Origin of the sequence: Sorangium sp. So ce296 (genome assembly GCF_051529605.1) — a bacterium.
GTDB lineage: Bacteria > Myxococcota_A > Polyangia > Polyangiales > Polyangiaceae > Sorangium > Sorangium cellulosum_D.
Genome location: NZ_CP150325.1, coordinates 6,753,066 through 6,769,515, shown reverse-complemented (window position 1 = coordinate 6,769,515; position 16,450 = coordinate 6,753,066). Strand labels below are relative to the sequence as shown.

Genomic DNA, 16,450 nt, shown 5'->3' with positions numbered 1-16,450 from the left:
TGGTCGGTCGCTGGCTCGAGAGAAAGAAGCGCCGTCGGCAAGCAGCCAGGGAGACGCGCGTCGGCCCAGAGCACACGAGCGACAGCCCTCCGCCCGATTTCGGGCAGCTCACCGGACTGGATGCCGCCACGGCGGACGAGCCTTCACATTATTTTGCTGGGGTTTCCTAAGCCCCTCCGCTCGACCGCGTGATGGTAATGTTGCTGCGGCGATAGTTTGGTTACAGTGATGCCCGATGATTACAGCCGGCAGCCGATCGCAGCCGCAGGGTCCTGGGGCCGGACGGCTCCCCTCGAGCGCCGGCCCGGCGGGGATCCCGGGGGACGAGGCGCCGTCGGCCGACGCGCGCCGGCGCGCGTCGGCCGACGGCGGGGAGCGCAGGCGCGTTGACGCCCGTGCTCGGCGCCATCCAGAATGGACGGATCCGGCGGCGTTGCGCGGGCGACGGCGGCGCCGAGCCCGGGACGCGATGACGCCGGCGGAGCTGCACCTTTACCTCGACGAATGCCGCGAGCTCGTGACGGCCGAGATCCGCCGGATCATCCCCGCCGATCCGCGCCGTGGGGCGGCGCTCTACGATCTCATGCTCGACTACCCGCTGCGGGAGGCCAAGGGCCTCCGCCCAGCGCTGTGCATCGCGGCCTGCCGCGCCCTCGGCGGGAAGCTCGAGGCGGTGCTGCGCTCGGCGGCGGTGCTCGAGCTCTATCACAACGCCTTCCTCATCCACGACGACATCGAGGACGAGTCGCTCCTGCGCCGCGGCGGGCCGACGCTGCACCGCGCGTACGGCGTGCCGGTCGCGGTGAACGTGGGCGACGCCATGCTCGCGCTCTCGCTCCAGCCGCTCCTCGACAATATCGAGACGCTCGGCCTCGGCCCAGCGCTGCGCATCCTGCAGGCCGTGGCGCGGATGACGCGCGAGTCCGTGGAGGGGCAGGCCCTGGAGCTCGACTGGGTCCGGCGGGCGGCGTGGGACCTGGCCGACGAGGACTACGTCACCATGGTCGAGCAGAAGACGTGCTGGTACAGCTTCATCACCCCGGTCGCGATCGGGGCGATCGCGGCGCGGCTAGATCCAGGCCGGATCGAGGCGCTCTCGAGCTTCGCGCGGCGGCTCGGCGTGGCGTTCCAGATCCAGGACGACATCCTGAACCTCGCCGGCGACGTGGGCGAGTACGGCAAGGAGATCGGCGGCGACCTCTGGGAAGGGAAGCGAACGCTGATCCTGCTGCACGCGCTGCGCCACGCGGCGGCCGAGGATCGCGCCGAGGCGATCCGGATCCTGGCGCTGCCCCGGCACGGGTCGGCGGCCGAAGCGGGGGCCCGCGTCAAGACGCCGGACGAGGTGCGCTTCTTGCGGGCGCTGATCGAGCGGACCGGCAGCATCGACCACGCCCGGGCCGTGGCGAGCGCCTGGGCGGGCGAGGCCCAGCGCGCCTTCGACGGATGCGCGGCGTGGCTCCTGCCCGGGGTCCACCGCGATCTGCTCCAGAGCCTGATCCAGTACGTGCTCGAGCGCGTGAGGTGAACGAACGATGATCGACCTGCTCCGGATGCTCCCCGCGCTGTACCCCGCGCCGGCCGCCGAGGACGGCGAAGACCGCGAGCGGCCCGCCCTCTTCGATCTGATCCGGCTGCAGGCGATGATCTACGAGGAGTCGAGGCGCCTTCAGGACCTGCTCTTCGAGCGCCTGCTCGCGCCCGCCGCCCGGCCAGCCGAGGGGGGCGACGGGGCGGGGGCCGGCGCGGGGGCCGGCGCGGGGGCGATCCCCGCGATCCTGCGCCGGGCGCAGCTGCTCGTGCTGAAGCACCCGGTCGCCGCGCAGGCCGCATTCGCGGCGCTGATCGCGGAGGGGCGGCGGTTCGCGGCGACGCCCGAGGGGGCGGAGTGGGCCGCGGCGCTCGCCGGGTCGGACCTGGTCCGCCGGGGCCGGCAGGTCTGGGACGCGGTCGGGATGAACATGCTCGAGGACGATCCGGACGCGATCCTCCCGTCGGCGTACCTCGAGGCGCTGCTGCGGGCGGCGCGGTCGCCAGACCTCGAGGCCGCGCTCCGTGGGCTCTACGATGCGGCGAAAGGAGATCCGCTTGGCGCTGCTCGATAGCGTCCGGGACGCGTCCGCGGAGGGCAACGTGCCGCTCCACCTGCTCCTCGGGCTGGTCTCCTTCGCGCGCCAGCTCGACCGGTTGCTCGGCGCGCCGGGGGCGCCGGCGACGCAACCTGGGTTGGGGGCGCCGGCGACGCAACCTGGGTTGGGGGCGCCGGCGACGCAACCTGGGTTGGGGGCGGCGACGCAACCTGGGTTGGGGGCGGCGACGCAACCTGGGTTGGGGGCGCCGGCCGGGTTGGGGGCGCCGGCGGGGTTGGGGGCGCCAGCGAAGCAACCCGGGTTGGGGGTGCCGGCGACACCGCCGGCGACGCAACCTGGGTCGGTCGCGGGCGCGCCGGGGCTGGTGGCGGGCGCGCCGGCGCCGCCGCCGCAACCTGGGTCGGTGGAGCCACCGCCGACGGGCGCGGCGGCGGCCCCGGGCGGCGCGGCGACTGACGCCCGCAGCGACGCGCTGATCTACCTGCTGCTCGGCGCGATCTCGGTGCGGCGCACGCTCCTCGCGGAGCTCGATCCGCTGCGACAGGCGCGCCAGGAGCAGGCGCGCCAGGAGCAGGCGCGCCGGGAAGAGGCGCGGCGGCAGGACCGCGGTGCCCCCCATCCCGCGGCGGCCGCTCGCGGCCTCCGGAGCCTGCTCCGGTGATCGCCGCGCTCCCCTTCCCCTCCCCGGCGCCGCGCGTCTCGGCGACGCTCGCCGCCACCGACTACTTCCGACGCTCGCCCGCGCGGCTCCGGGGGCGGGCGGACCACAAGGAGTGGCAGCACTTCCTCGTCCACACCGAGGGCGCCCACCTGCTCGTCAACTTCAACCTGGTCGACGATCGCTGGGCGCCGGACCCGCGGCGCGCCGAGGTCGCGCGCCTCATCGCCCTGGCGCGCACGGACGCGTGGGACGGCGGCGTCGATCGCTTCGCGGACGGCGAGGTCGAGGTGGTCCCGGGCCGCGTCGACGCGCGCTTCGGGGAGAGCTGGCTGCGGTTCGATCGGGGACGCTACCTGCTCTCGATCGCGCTCCGCGACCGCCCCCTCGCCGCCGAGCTCGAGCTCGTGCCGACCACCACCCCGGCGCTCTCGGCGAACCAGCCGCTCTCCCCCGAGCGGAGCCTCTCGTGGCTGTTCGTGCCGCGCCTGGTCGCGCGCGGCACCATCACGGCCGGCGGCGTGACCCGCCGCGTGGAGGCCGCGCCCGCGTACCACGATCACAACTGGGGCCACTTCCTCTGGGGCGACGATTTCTCGTGGGAGTGGGGCTCGGCGCTGCCCTGGGATCCCGCGAACGCGTGGAGCGTCGTGCACGTGCGGATGACCGACCGCGGCCGGTCGGCGGCGCGCTACCAGGGCCTGTTCCTGTGGCGGGGGAGCGAGCCGCTGCGGGTCTTCCGGGACGAGGAGATCCGCGTCGCGTACGACGGCTGCTTCGACGTGGGGCGGCCGCTCCGGGTGCCGCGGGTGATGGCGCTGCTCGCCTCCGGCGCAGCAAGCGACGTGCCGCGCCGGATGGAGGTCGTCGCGCGCGGCGACGGGGACGAGCTCCGCCTGCGCTTCGCGCCCGAAGCCGTAGCCCAGGTTGTGATGCCGAGCGAACGCGAGCTCGAGGCGGTGACGGTGCTCAACGAGGTGAGCGGGCGGGCGGCGCTCTCCGGGCGCGTCCGCGGGGTGGAGGTGGCCATGGAGGGCCCAGGTGTCTTCGAGTTCCTCCGCGACGGATGATCGGGGCCCGGTGGCGCGCCTGCTCGCCGAGTCGTTCGCGGCGCTCGCCGCCGAGCTGCCGGAGGCCCACGCCCGGGTGAGCGCGCGGCTCGCCGGCCGAGCGGTGGCGATCCGCGTCGACGGCGAGCGCTTCGTGGTCGAGGCGGACGGCGGCGCGCCGCAGGTGCGCGCGGCGGGCGCGGACGAGGAGGCGGCGGCGGTGCGCGTCGCGACGAGCCGGCGCGCGATCCTCGACGTGCTCGACGCGCGGCGCTCGCTCGCGGAGGCGGTGCTCGCGGACGAGGTCGAGGTGGTGGGCGCGCTCGAGCGGCTGGTGGAGGCGCGCGAAGCGCTGCTCGCGTACGTGCACGGCGCGGTGCGGTGCCCCTCGTTCCCGGCGCTGCTCGAGCGGTTCCGGAGGCTCGCGCCGTGAGCGCCGGCGGGGAGCGCGCCGGAAGCGCGGGCGACGCGCGCGCCGCGAGCGCCGCCGGGGATCCCTTGCGCGAACCGCTCGAGATCGAGGTCCACCTCGCGCGCACCGAGGACGCGGGCGATCCCTTCTCCTTCCCTTACGGCCCCGGCCGCCACGGCACCGTCGGGTACCTCCGCACCCGCGCCGACGGCACCTCGGCGGACGCGCATCTCGCGTGGGACGAGGGGGTCTTCGCCGACCTCCTCGACCTCCGCAGCCCGACGCCGGACCCGGGGCGTCTTCCTAACCTGGGAGCTCGCCTCCGCCGCTTCCTGGGGCGCCTCGGGTGGGACGCCGACGAGCGGCTGCTCGAGGACCCGCGCCATCCGGTGCAGGTGACCCTCGAGCTCGGCGCGGCGGAGCTGTTCGCCCTGCCGTGGGAGGCCGTGGAGCTCCCGTCCGGCGCGCGCCTCGGCAAGCTGCCGCATTGCCTGATCCGGTACGCGTGGCCGGGCAGCGCAACAGCGCCGCGGGCGCCGGATCCGCCGCCCGAGCACGGGCGCATCCTCGTCGCCTGGTCCGCGGGCGGGATGGGCGTCCCCCACGAGGAGCAGCTCGCCTCCATCCGCGGCGCCTACCGGGACGGCGGCCACCCGGACGCAGGCGGCAGCGTGATCGAGCTCGGCGACGCGTCGCTGCGGGCGCTCGGCGAGGCGCTCGCAGCGCACGCCCCGGTGCACATATTGCACCTCGTATGCCACGGCGCGTCATTGGCGTCGGAGCGCGCCGCCTACGGGCTGCGCCTCCGCACCACCGACGGCGCCGGCTACGAGGTGGTCGAGGCCGAGCGGCTCGCCGACAAGCTCCGGCCGCACGCGGGCGTGCTGCGGCTCGTCGTGCTCTGCGCCTGCCACGGCGGCGATGCCGGCGAGATCGACAGCCGCCTCGGCAGCGTCGCCCTCGCGCTCCACCGCGCCGGCATCCCCGCGGTGGTCGCGTCGCGCTACCCGCTGTCGTGGGACGGCGCCGGCGCGCTCACGGAGGTGCTCTACCGGGAGCTCCTCGTCGCGCACGGCTCGCTCGAGGGCGCGTTCGTCGCGGCGCGCGAGCGCCTCGCCGCGCTCGCGGCCGACGCGGGCGGCGTCGACTGGGCCTCCCTGCAGCTCTACGCCCGCGCCGCCGACGGGCCGGACCACCGGCCGGTGGTGCTCCGCCCCTACCGGGGCCTGCTCGCCTTCCAGCGCGAGCACGCGCGCTACTTCCACGGCCGGCAAGCGGAGATCGAGGAGGCGGTCTCGGACCTGATGCGGCTCGTCGAGGCGACGGACCGCGGGGCGCGGCGCTTCCTGATCGTCACCGGCGCCTCGGGCACCGGCAAATCCTCGCTGGTGCTGGCCGGCGTCGTCCCGGCGCTCGGGGCGCGCGACCCGCGGTGGGTCGCGCCGCCAGCCCTGCGGCCGACCCCCGACTTCCGCGAGCGCCTCGCGCAAGCCCTCGCCGCGCGACAGGATCCGGCGGCGCCGCTCCTGCTCGTCGTCGATCAGTTCGAGGAGATTTTTACCATCTTGCCGGACAAGGCCACGCGCGAGGGTTTCCTCCGCGAGCTCTGGCGGCTCGCGGGAGACGCCGCCTCCGGCGTCAGCGTGATCGCCACGCTGCGCGTCGACTTCCTCGGCCGGTGCGGCGAGCTCCGGCTCGGCGACGGCGAGCCCGACCTGGAGCAGGTGGCCTACGATGAGGCGCACCGGATCTTCGTGCGGCGGATGCGTCGCGACGACCTCGCGGCGATCGTCGAGCGGCCCGCGGCGCAGGTGGGCCTCGCCCTCGACGAGGGGCTCGCGGCGCAGCTCGTCGATGACGCGGGGGACGAGCCGGGCGCGATGCCGCTGCTCGAGTACACGCTCGACGAGCTGTGGAAGCGAAGGAGGGGCCGGCGGCTCGCCCGCGAGGAGTACGAGCGGCTCGGCGGCGTCACGGGCGCGCTCGCCCGGAGGGCCGACGCGATCCTCGACGGGCTCGACGAGGTCCGCCGGCGCGCCGCGCGCCGCCTCCTGGTCCAGCTGGTCGACGCGCGCGACGACGCCGCCCTGAACACCCGGCGGCGGCGCCGGCTGGAGGAGCTGCGCCGCGGGCCCGACGCCGAGGCCGCGGTGTTCGACGAGGTGCTCGCCCTGCTCGCGGCCGAGCGGCTCGTGGTCGTCGGCGGCGACGAGGAGCGGAGCGCCGAGATCGCCCACGAGCAGCTCATCCGGAGCTGGGGCCGGCTGCGCGGCTGGGTGAGCGAGGACCGGAAGATGACCGCGGACCTCGAGCTGCTCGCGTCGTGGACGGCCGAGGCGAGCGCGTACGATCACCTGCTCGAGGGCAAGCGGCTCGCCGCCGCGCAGGAGCTCCTGAGCCGCCACGAGCACGAGATCGAGCCCGGCGCGCTGTCGCTCATCGCGCGGAGCAAGGAGGCCGAGGCGCGGCGGCGGTGGCGAGCGCGGGCGGCGGGGGTCGCGGCCGGCGTCCTCGCGGTGGTGATGGGCGTGCTGGCGTTCGTGGCGTGGTCGAAGAGCACGGCGGCGACCGAGGCCGCGATGGCGGCCGAGCGCGCCGCGGAGGAGGCCAGGCAAAGGACGATCGAGGCGCGGGACGCGGCGCTGATGGCCGGGGTGCGGGAGCTCGCCTCGCGCGACCAGCTGGCGCGGGTGAGCGAGCTGCTGCTCGAGGTCGCGGCGCCGGAGCGGGCGCGCGGCTTCGCCCAGCTCGCGCTCGACGCGCTCTCGGCCACGGCGCCCTGGAGGACGCCGCCGGGGCTCGTGATCCACGCCGCGGCGTTCCGCGCGGACGGCGCGTGCCTGGTCGTCACGGGCCGGCACGACAACGAGGTGCAGGTCCGGGAGCTCGGCGGCGCGGGCAAGATCCTCGCGACCAAGGCGTTCCCCGTGATGGCTCGCCTCGCGACGTTCAGCCCGGACCGCCGGCGCGTCGCGGTGTTGGTCGGGCTGGACGCGGTCCACGTGCTTGAGCTCGATGGCGCGGGCGCGGCGCTGCAGCTCGCGGGGCCCGCGCACGTCGCGGCGTTCAGCCCGGATGGCAGGCGCCTCGTCACCGACCCCCACCCCACGGGGATGATCGCGCGGATTTGGGAGCTCGACGGCTCGGGGAAATTCTTCGACCTCGAGGGGCTCACGGGCAGCATCTACTCCGCGGCGTTCAGCCCCGACGGCAAGCGCCTCGTCACCACGTCGCGCGACGGGACCGCGCGGGTCTGGGAGCTCGACGGCTCGGGCCGGTCGCGCGAGCTCAAGGGGCACGCGGGCACGGTCACCTCCGCGGCGTTCAGCCCGGATGGCAAGCGCCTCGTCACCACGTCCGAGGATCGCACGGCGCGGGTCTGGGAGCTCGACGACCCGGCGAGGCCCCGCGAGCTCAGGGGGCACACCGCCCCGGTCTACGAAGCGGCGTTCAGCCCGGATGGGAAGCGCGTCGTCACCGTGGCAGCCGAGCCGACGGTGAGGGTCTGGACGCTCGACGGCGCGGGCGAGATCCTCGAGCTGAAGCGGCACACGGGCGTGGTCACCTCCGCGGCGTTCAGCCCGGATGGCGGGCGCCTCGTCACCGCCTCGAGCGACGCGCGAGCGCTGGTCTGGGAGCTCGAGCGCCCGGGCGAGGTCCTCGAGCTCCGAGGGCACGCGGGCCCGCTCCGCGGCGCGAGGTTCAGCCAGGACGGCGAGCGCGTGGTCACGGTCTCCGAGGACGGCAGCGCGCGCCTCTGGCCCGTTACCCTCCGCGGCGTGCGGCGGCGGCTCCAGGAGGCGACCCCTTCGTGCTTGCCGCCCGAGATGCGCGCGCTCTACGCCGGAGAGAGCGAGGCCGAGGCCCGCGCGCAGCACGAGGCCTGCGAGCGATCCCACGGCCGCACCCCCGGAGCGCCTGCCGCCCCGCAACCCTGACCCCATGCCCCTCCACCTCTTCCTCGCCCACGCCGACACCCAGGAGCCTGTGCTCTCCGGCGGTCTCCCGCAGGACGCCGTCGACGCGCCGCCGAGGCCGGCGGCGCGGTCGCGCAGGCCCACCCACCTGGCCGAGCGCAGCGGCCTGCCCGACGCGCTGCCCGCCCAGCGCTGGGGCTTGGTCATCCCCCGCGGCGACGCCGGCAGGCGTCTCGTCGACCGAATCGCCCCGCTCCTGGACAAACGGCACGAGGATCAACATGCCCAGGTTAAGATCTACGAGGTCGAACCCGGCATGGATGCCGAGGCGGCGAACCGCTGGATCGGCCAGGATTACCGGGATGAGGTCGGCCGCCAGCTCGCCGACCTGCCCCGCTATCTCCTGATCCTCGGCGGCCCCGACCTGGTCTCGTGGGAGCTCCAGCAGATGCTCGGAGGTGAGGCGTTCGTCGGCCGGCTCGCGTTCACCGACGAGCGGGGCGATGTCGACGAGCAGGCCTACGAGGCGTACGTGGCCAAGCTGCTCCGCTGGGAGCGGCAGGGCGAGGAGGAGCTCGCCCGGGGTGCGCCCGCCATCCTCTACATGGCGCGGGACGGCACGGGCGCGATCGCCGAGGGGCACGAGCACCTGATGAAGCCGCTCCGCTCGGCCGCCGAGGCGCTCCGGAGGAAGGGCAGGTTCCCCGCGGCGGACCTCGTCGAGATCGGCGGCGGCGAGGGCCGCTTCTCGGACGACGATCTCCTGGATCACGCGCACGCCCTGCTGGCGCGGGCCGAGCGCGCCGAGGCCGGGCTGCTGTTCTCGATGAGCCACGGCCTGGGCCTGCCCGCGAGCGGGCGCTGGACCTCGCCCGAAGAGCAGCGCCGGCTGCAGGGGGCGATGAAGATCAGCCGGAGCAACGATCGAATCGCGGCGAAGGATCTCCGGGGACGGAAGTTCCTGCCCGGCGGCCTGTGGCTGTTCTTCGCGTGCTTCGGCGGAGGCGCGCCCGCGCGGAGCGCCTACCTGCCGTGGCTGGAGCAGCTCGCGGCCCTGGGGCTCCACGACGGCCACGCGCGGACCGTGCTCTCGGCGCTGCCCCGGGAGGGGGAACGGCCGTTCGTGGCGGCGCTGCCCCAGCAGGCGCTCGCCAACCCCGACGGGCCGCTCGGGGTGATCGGCCACGTCGACCTGAGCTGGACGTGGAGCTTCCAGGACGGCATCGCGACGGCCGGCGGCGGGGCCCCGCGACCCCGGCACGAGCGCTTCCAGGAGGCGCTGCGGTCGGCGGTGAACGGCCACCGCTTCGGTGTGGTGCACCACGAGATCGCGAGTTTCTTCGGCGAGATCGACCGGAACCTCACGGCGATGTACGAGAAGGACGCGGCCTCGCCCGGCGGCGCCGACGACGGCGCGCGGAGGGCCAGGCGGGCGGATCTGTGGATGCAGCGGCAGGATCTGTCGGCGTACGTGCTGCTCGGCGATCCGGCGGCGCGGCTGCCCGTCGCGCGCGTCCCGCCGGGGGTCGCCGTCGCCATCCGCGGGGCCGCGCCGGGGGGGAGCGCGGGCTCCGGAGGCGCGGCGGCGCGGGATCCGCGGGAGATGGAGGCTGCGGTGCTCGCTTACCTGGGCGGCAGCGAGGCGGAGCCGGTCGCCGCGCAGCACGGCGCGTCGCGCGAGGAGCTCTTGGGGTGGGTGGAGACGTACCGGGAATGGGGGCGGCGGGGGCTCGCGACGCGCGGGTAGCATCGCTCCGAGGTGGCGGACCTGGCGGTACGCCTGGCGGCCGCCAGGCCCCGGAGAGCGGGGCGGGCTTCGAAATGCGGCAAAAAGCCTAGGCACGCCGCTCGCAAAGAGCGCCTCCCGAAACGCCGCGAGGTCCGACCTCGCGCTGGCCTCGCCGTCGCGGGGCAGCGCGGAGGCCCGGAAGCGGCGATAGCTCGAGCCGGCGCCGCGCGTCGCGCTCGATGGAGGCACGCATGTTGGTTCGTCACTCTCTGACCACGCTTCTCCCGGTTCTCGCGCTCGCCTGTTCTGCCGCGCACAGCGCCGTCCCGCAGCAACCGGAGGACACCGCGCCGCAGCCAGGCGGCACCGGGGCTCCGGCCGGCTCGCCCGGCGCGCAGAGCTTCATCGACGCGGAGTCGTACTTCGCGAGCTCGGCTGAGATCGACGCATGGTACGCGCTGCGCCGCGATCTGGACGACGATTTCGACGCCGTGTGCGGCGACACCTTCTGCGAAGGCGAGTACAGCAATTACAAGCCGCTTCGATTCCGCTGCTCCGTCGAGGTGCACGCCGGGACGATCGGCCGCTGCGTGTGGGTCCTCGCGGCGAGCAACGAGGAGGTCCTGGCTTCCACGGGCGATGTGGAGGTGGACGCCAGGATCTTCCTCTGCGAGGTGCCCGTCGCCCCGGAGACCGCCGTGGTCGACCTCCTGGCGGCGCTCTCGGCGCCGGGAGTTCGGGCGATCGACGCCGCGCTCCCCGGGACGGACAGGTCGATTTACGACGGCCTCGTCGATTGCCTCTGACGGCCCGCCGGCGTCGGCCAGCGTGCTCGTCGGCGCGCGCTAGCTAGGGCGCGCGGCAAATCCACACGCCGAAATACGTGGAGGCCCCTGCAGCCGCGCCCGGGTCGAGCTCCGGCGGCGCCAGACCGGCGGGCCAGATCCGAGAAGGCGACGTCTACGCACACGAGCCACATCGACGGCGACATCTCGTCCGTGATCTGGCGTGCGATCGCAGAGGTCTCGATTAGGTTGCGCATCGGGACCGCGCCGGCCGCGACCGGGGCCTCCTTATTGAACGGCAGCTGCATCAGGTACACGTCCTTGCCCCCCGTGGCACCTCCGAGCGTGCCACCTCCGCGCTGGCCGCGATAATCCTGCCGCGCTCGTCGCTCGCGAGCCGCGCGAGCACGACGTTCTTTCGTGAAGTGCCATCCAGACGTAGCTCCGATCGTGGTGGAATCGGAGCGTCGTGAAGTCTGCCCCCGGTCGCGAGCCCCATCCCCTCGACGAGATCGGCCAGCGCGACACCCCGACCAGCGCGACCCCCTGGTCCGTGGACGCGCGGCGGCGAGGGCTGCAGCAGCGGCGTGAATCGAACCCAGGTTACTAATTCCCTACTAATTCCCTGATGGCGTCGGTCTGAATCGAACCCAGGTTACTAATTTCCTATAATTCCATGATGGCGTGAATCGAACCCGGCGTGAATCGAACCCAGGCTACTACTTCCCCGATCGCTTGCACGAGGCGTCCGGAGGCCGCACGGGCGGTCGCGCCGCGCGGCGCTACCGAGCATCTTCACGGCTCGGCTGCGCCGACCTGGAACCGGCGGCGAGTCTTTGACCGCCGCGTCGCACGACATCGCGCCGTTCACTGCCCCGTAGACAGCGCGCCGCGCTCTGGCCGCGATTTGAGGCCGCTTCCTGAGTACTACTCCTGGTGGCCGTCTCTACGACGCGGGGTCGCAGCAGGCACCGTGGAACACACGCATCATGTACGTACCCTCTGGAAAGCGTGCTGCTCGATCGCCGCTCCTCCAGCGACTCAGAGCGATCCGGTACATGCTCCGAAAGGCGCGGAGCCTCGTTAGGGCTGCCTTGCGATCGTGGGGATCGCTCACCGCGACAGCTGGCCGGCGACGGCGGAGCGGCTCCGGTGTGGCCGCCCGCTGCCAAGGTGACATCGTCCGCGCCCCGTCCGCGCCGAGGAACGTGCGTCTGCTAGCGCGGACCTTGGATCGTGCCTGCCGAACGTTGCGCGCAACGAGTACGCGAAGGCGTCGATCGATGGTCTCCGCGTCCAGTTCGCGGAGGACAGGCGGCACGGTGCAGTCGATGCGCGCCCGCTCGGGCAGCCTGGCGCCATGCCGGCGGAAGTAGACCTCAGGCATCGTCGCGACGTGGCGCTGGCCAAGCTTTGTGGTGATCGCTCCGGGCCACTCCTCGGGGGACCGCACGAGGCCGGCGGCGGTCGGGTTGGTGATGACGTACGCGATCTTGTCAAGCACGTCCTCGGCGCTCTCGAGCGCGATGATGCTCGCGTGCTCCGCCGACCAGAAGTTCTCGGTTCGGCCCAGGAAGGCATTCATGCAGCTCGCGACGAGCCGATGGAGGAGCTGCAGGAACTGAGGTAGGCGGGCCTCTGGGTCGGTCAACACAGCGTGCCAGTGGTTGGACATGACGACGAAGGCGTGGAGTTCGATGCCGGCGCGCTCGGCGGCCACCGCGAGGCAGTACAGGAACACCTGGTTCGTCTCCACGGAGGGCCGCAGCATCATCTGCCGCTGGGTGCAGCGCCTCGTCACGAAGTAGGTGGCGCCGGCGATGAGTCTCCGAGGAGCGGACATGTGGCTCCTGCCAGCACAAACCGTACCGTGACATGCACGCAAAATCGTGCGGGAAGTACGATGATCCATCTGCGTAGGGGGGTGGCGGCGCCATGGCGGACGTAGCCCGCCATCCCCGAGGCCGACCCACCCCGCCATCCCCCGAGGCCGACCCAGGTTATTCATTGCGGACCCAGGTTAGTCCCGCGGGCGGCGGACCCAGGTTAGCCCCGCGGGCGGCGGACCCAGGTTAGCCCCGCGGGCGGCGGCGGACCCCGCGGGCGGCGGACCCAGGTTAGTCCCGCGGACCCAGATTAGCCCCGCGGGCGGAGCTCGACGCGCAGCGGCTGCCCCGCGGGCGCGCGCCAGCTCAGGTTCCTGACGGCCCACGGCTCCGAGATGCTCTTCTCGTGACCGCCTCCGGCGCCGCTCAGCCGAACACCGTTCGCGCGGCGCTCGGCGAGCACCGCCGCGCTCAGTACATCAGGTTGCCCTGACCGAGCACGAACGTGATGTTCTGCCCGAACTGGGCCCGCGCGGTCGTCACGCGCGCGACGGCGTTCACGATGCGGTTGCGGCGCTCGACCGCCGAGCTAGCCGCGATCCCCTGGGCGATCTCGGCGCGCGCGAGGTCGAGCTGCTGCGACGCAGCGGGATACAGCGCCATCGGCGCCATCACCTCGATGGCGTCGTCGATCTCGACGCGGGCGAGCTCCATCAGCCTCTGCTGCACGTCGGCGCGCGTGTTCGCGAAGCTGTCGACGAGCACCCGCGCGGCGTCCAGCCGTTGCTTCGCGATGTCGACGTTGAAGGCGGCGTTCAGCGCGCGCAAGAAACGAGCGATGGCGTTCGCGTCGAGCGGCACCAGGTTGAGCGGCGTCCCGAAGCGCTGCTCGAGCTCCTGGGCGGCAGGCGACAAGTTGAAGGGCGTCGAGGCGTAGAACGTGACGGCATCGTTGATGCCCGGATCCGCCCTGTCGTTGATCTGCAGGTTGTTGTGGAAGAAGGGCGGCGTGTCCGCGGCCTCGATCAGAGGCGGCGGGTTGAACGTACCGTTGCCGAACGAATTCGGGAAACCGATACCCGTGCCATCGAAATTGGGCGCTGGCAGGTCTCGCCCCCCGAAGCCGCCGTCCGCGAGGAACTCGCCCCCGAAGCTGCCCCCATTGAGCGACGACCCCCTGTTGCGCGTGCCGGTGTCGAAGTTGCGGTTGTTGCCGGTGTCCTGGAAGTTCGCGCCGGCGTTGTGGTGGCACACGTTGCAGCGGCCGCGGTCCGGGTCCATGAACGCTTGCCGGCCGTCCTCCGCCTCCGCGTCGAACATGCGCACGCTCGCCAGATCGAGCTCGTTCAGCCGACCCAGGCTGAGCTGGAAGGCCAGCGTCACGTCCTCTTCCTCCGGCGTCGGCAAGCGGAAATCGACGCCCGGCTCGCGGGCGAGGCGCTTCGGGAAATGCTGGGTGACCGCGTCCTTGAGGAAGCCGCGCAGCGTGCCGTCGCTCGAGCCGTCCCCGCCCCAGCCCGTCCGCTCCGCGGGCGGATTGGTGGTGCCGTCCCCCGAATCCGCCCGGATGCTGGTGCTCAGCGACAGGACGTGGTTCACCCCGCGCGAGACGAACCGGTGCGTCGGATCGATGAACCCGTCCACGTTCTCGAGGATGGCCGCGTCGTCCAGGAGGTCCGAGGTCTCGAGCTCGGCGAGCTCCGGCACCTCCCTGAAGACGAAGAGCGGGTCATCGGGGTTGGTCTGGTCCAGGGCCCTGATGAACTGCACGTCGAGCGTCGTGTTGTTGGCCACGGGGTGGCAGGTACCGCAGGTGCGGCCGTTGCCCTCGAACGTCTCGTGGAAGAAGACCCCCGCGCCCGCGCAGATGTCCTGCGAAACGAGCCCGGCGACCACGCGCGGATCTTGCGCGCATTGATCGAGCCGATCCGCCAGGGTGAGCGATCGCGAAACTTCGTCGAGGCGCTCCGGCATCTCCTCCCCGGCATCCGAGCACCCCCCGGCGAACAGGGCCGCTCCGACCCCGCACGCCCATAGCAGCCCCATCTTCGAGCTTCCCATCCAGGTATTCTCCGTTACAAGCGCGGCCCCCGACCGCCGCGAATGGTTGCGAGCAGTCGAGCGGCGCGTTCCATCCATCGTTCAGCAGGGTCGCCGCTCGGCCCGAGCCGCCCAGCGGCGCAGCCCGGGCCTCGTGCCCCACTCCCCCGCAGGAAACCGCCGGGGAGACAGCCTTCGCCGCCCAGCGCGCGATGCCGCGCCCAGGGGGCGACCAAGCATTGCTCGGAGCGACCTCAGGCGAGCGATGATGTAGCGGATGACACCCGACGTTCAATGTCCAGCGCGGTCGGGGCTTCGTTTTTAAACATTCTTTACAAAGTCGCCGCGAGGTGACACGCCCGGATCGGGCGATGCGCCGTCGTCGAGCGCCGGCAGGTCGCGCGCGATGCCAAGCTCCGTGTCGCCCGGCCCGCAAACAGCCGCGCTGCTGCCGGGGGTCACGTCAGCGCAGCCGTCTTCCTCGTTCGCGGCCTGATCCACCTCGAAACAACCCCCACAGCTCCCCGCCTGAAGGATCGGGAGGTCGTTGAGGTCGAGGTTGTCGCCGTCCGAGCCGGGAGCGCCGACGACCACGGCCGCCACCCCGACGAGCGTGACCACGCGGGCTCCCCCCGCGCTCGCGGACGACGCCGCAGGCCGGCCATCAGGTGGCCACGGCACTCCGACGGCGAGCGGGCGTGGCGAGCGCATGGCGAGGGCGCGGCATCCACGGGAACGCACGCTCCCGACGCCCGCCCAGGTTGCAAGGCGGCCCACGTCCCTCTATCGTCTAGGTCCTTAGACTTGTGAGGAAATGTGCGCAAAGAGCCGGTTCCGCCTGCATTTTCCGACTTCATCTTGCTCCTCATCTCCGCCGCACCGAAGCTCGGCCTGCCGCTCGACGCGGTCCTGCGGGGTGCGGCGCTTCCGCCGGGGGCCCTCAGCCAGCGCGGCGTGCCGATCCCCTTGAGCGCGGCGCGGTACGTCTGGTCGTCCGCCGAACGGGTGAGCGGCGACCCCTTGCTCGGGCTCCGCATCGCCGAGACGCTCGACGTCGGCACCCTCGACATCCTCGACTACCTGTCGCGGAACAGCGAAAGCTTCGGCGCGGCGCTCTCCCGCTTCATCCGCTTCGCCCCGCTGCTCGCCGACTCCGGCGAGCTGAGCTTGAGCGCGGACGGCGGCCGCGCGCGCTTCCGCCACGTCGCGCCCAACGGCCTCCCCGCCGTGTCGGAGCTCCTCGCCGGCATGACCGTGCTCCGGGCGCGGACGTTCTCCGGCGAGCACGTCCGCCCGCTGGCCGTGCGCTTCCGGCACCCCCGCCGGGGTAGCGCAGGCGCCTACGAACAGATCTTCGACGCGCCGGTCGAGTTCGGCGCCCCCTGCGACGAGCTGGTCTTCCGGCGGGAGCACCTGGAGATTCCGTTCCGCTCCCCCGACCTCCGGCTGTGCGAGATCCTCGAGGAGCTCGCGCAGCTGCGGCTCCAGCAGCAACATCGGGTCGACGCGCCGCCGCCCGCCGCGCCGCCGTCCGGCTTCGTCGACGAGGTCCGCCACGCGCTCCGCGAGTGCATCGCCGAGGGCAACCCGAACATCGACCGGGTGGCCGAGCGCATGGGCGTGAGCGCACGCACGCTCCAGCGGCAGCTGCGGGAGCAGGGCACGTCGCACCGCGCGCTCCTCGCGGAGACGCGCGCCGCGCTCGTGGATCGGTACCTGGCCATCGCCACCCCCTCGCGGCACGCGCTCGCCGCCGAGCTCGGCTACGCGAGCGCCCGCTCCGCGTCCCGCGCGCTGCGGCGCCGGTAGACCCGCCGCGACGCCGGCAAGGCCCGCCGCGGCGCCGGCAAGGCCCGCCGCGGCGCCGGAAGGCCAAGGCCCACCGGCGCCGCGGCCGCGTGGTCACCCGCGGCCGCCCGCGCTGGCGCCGCGGCAGGCCCGCGC

Annotated in this window: 12 protein-coding genes; 9 read left to right on the top strand and 3 right to left on the bottom strand. The window is 73.4% G+C overall.

The window, feature by feature from the left end; all coding sequences use genetic code 11:
• Window positions 1–469 precede the first annotated feature (469 nt).
• The 8 genes from WME98_RS25210 to WME98_RS25175 all read left to right on the top strand — a co-directional run bounded on the left by WME98_RS25210 (window position 470) and on the right by WME98_RS25175 (window position 10,661).
• Complete coding sequence (locus WME98_RS25210; protein WP_061626110.1) at window positions 470–1,528, top strand: polyprenyl synthetase family protein; 1,059 nt, start codon at window positions 470–472, stop codon at window positions 1,526–1,528.
• A gap of 7 nt (window positions 1,529–1,535) precedes the next feature.
• Complete coding sequence (locus WME98_RS25205; protein ID WP_437953622.1) at window positions 1,536–2,105, top strand: hypothetical protein; 570 nt, start codon at window positions 1,536–1,538, stop codon at window positions 2,103–2,105.
• Window positions 2,089–2,751, top strand: coding sequence for a hypothetical protein (locus WME98_RS25200; protein WP_437953621.1), 663 nt, complete (start codon window positions 2,089–2,091; stop codon window positions 2,749–2,751). The genes WME98_RS25205 and WME98_RS25200 overlap by 17 nt, the downstream gene beginning before the upstream one ends.
• Window positions 2,748–3,818 (top strand): hypothetical protein, encoded by a 1,071-nt coding sequence (locus WME98_RS25195; protein ID WP_437953620.1) that lies wholly within the window; start codon window positions 2,748–2,750, stop codon window positions 3,816–3,818. Before WME98_RS25200 ends, WME98_RS25195 begins: the two co-directional genes overlap by 4 nt.
• 10 nt (window positions 3,819–3,828) lie before the next feature.
• A complete protein-coding gene (locus WME98_RS25190) occupies window positions 3,829–4,230 on the top strand; it encodes an SCP-2 sterol transfer family protein (RefSeq protein WP_437335482.1) in 402 nt (133 codons plus the stop codon).
• On the top strand, window positions 4,227–8,147 hold the full coding sequence (locus WME98_RS25185) for an nSTAND1 domain-containing NTPase (protein WP_437953619.1): 3,921 nt from the start codon (window positions 4,227–4,229) through the stop codon (window positions 8,145–8,147). The genes WME98_RS25190 and WME98_RS25185 overlap by 4 nt, the downstream gene beginning before the upstream one ends.
• Window positions 8,148–8,151: 4 nt before the next feature.
• Window positions 8,152–9,873 carry a hypothetical protein gene (locus WME98_RS25180; RefSeq protein ID WP_437953618.1) on the top strand — a complete coding sequence of 574 codons (1,722 nt, stop codon included), beginning with the start codon at window positions 8,152–8,154 and terminating at the stop codon, window positions 9,871–9,873.
• Between the two features lie 233 nt (window positions 9,874–10,106).
• Window positions 10,107–10,661 carry a hypothetical protein gene (locus WME98_RS25175; RefSeq protein ID WP_437953617.1) on the top strand — a complete coding sequence of 185 codons (555 nt, stop codon included), beginning with the start codon at window positions 10,107–10,109 and terminating at the stop codon, window positions 10,659–10,661.
• 925 nt (window positions 10,662–11,586) lie between these two features.
• On the opposite strand, the gene WME98_RS25170 is transcribed toward WME98_RS25175, so the two are convergent.
• The 3 genes from WME98_RS25170 to WME98_RS25160 all read right to left on the bottom strand — a co-directional run bounded on the left by WME98_RS25170 (window position 11,587) and on the right by WME98_RS25160 (window position 15,127).
• The gene (locus tag WME98_RS25170; RefSeq protein ID WP_437953616.1) at window positions 11,587–12,396 is read right to left on the bottom strand and encodes a transposase; all 810 of its coding nucleotides are present in this window, start codon (window positions 12,394–12,396) and stop codon (window positions 11,587–11,589) included.
• A gap of 541 nt (window positions 12,397–12,937) precedes the next feature.
• Window positions 12,938–14,527, bottom strand: coding sequence for a hypothetical protein (locus tag WME98_RS25165; RefSeq protein WP_437953615.1), 1,590 nt, complete (start codon window positions 14,525–14,527; stop codon window positions 12,938–12,940).
• A gap of 300 nt (window positions 14,528–14,827) precedes the next feature.
• Entirely contained in the window at window positions 14,828–15,127 is a 300-nt protein-coding gene (locus tag WME98_RS25160) for a hypothetical protein (protein ID WP_437953614.1), read from the bottom strand.
• Window positions 15,128–15,322: 195 nt separating this feature from the next.
• On the opposite strand from WME98_RS25160, the gene WME98_RS25155 reads away from it, so the two are divergent.
• Window positions 15,323–16,315 carry an AraC family transcriptional regulator ligand-binding domain-containing protein gene (locus WME98_RS25155; RefSeq protein ID WP_437953613.1) on the top strand — a complete coding sequence of 331 codons (993 nt, stop codon included), beginning with the start codon at window positions 15,323–15,325 and terminating at the stop codon, window positions 16,313–16,315.
• Window positions 16,316–16,450 lie beyond the last annotated feature (135 nt).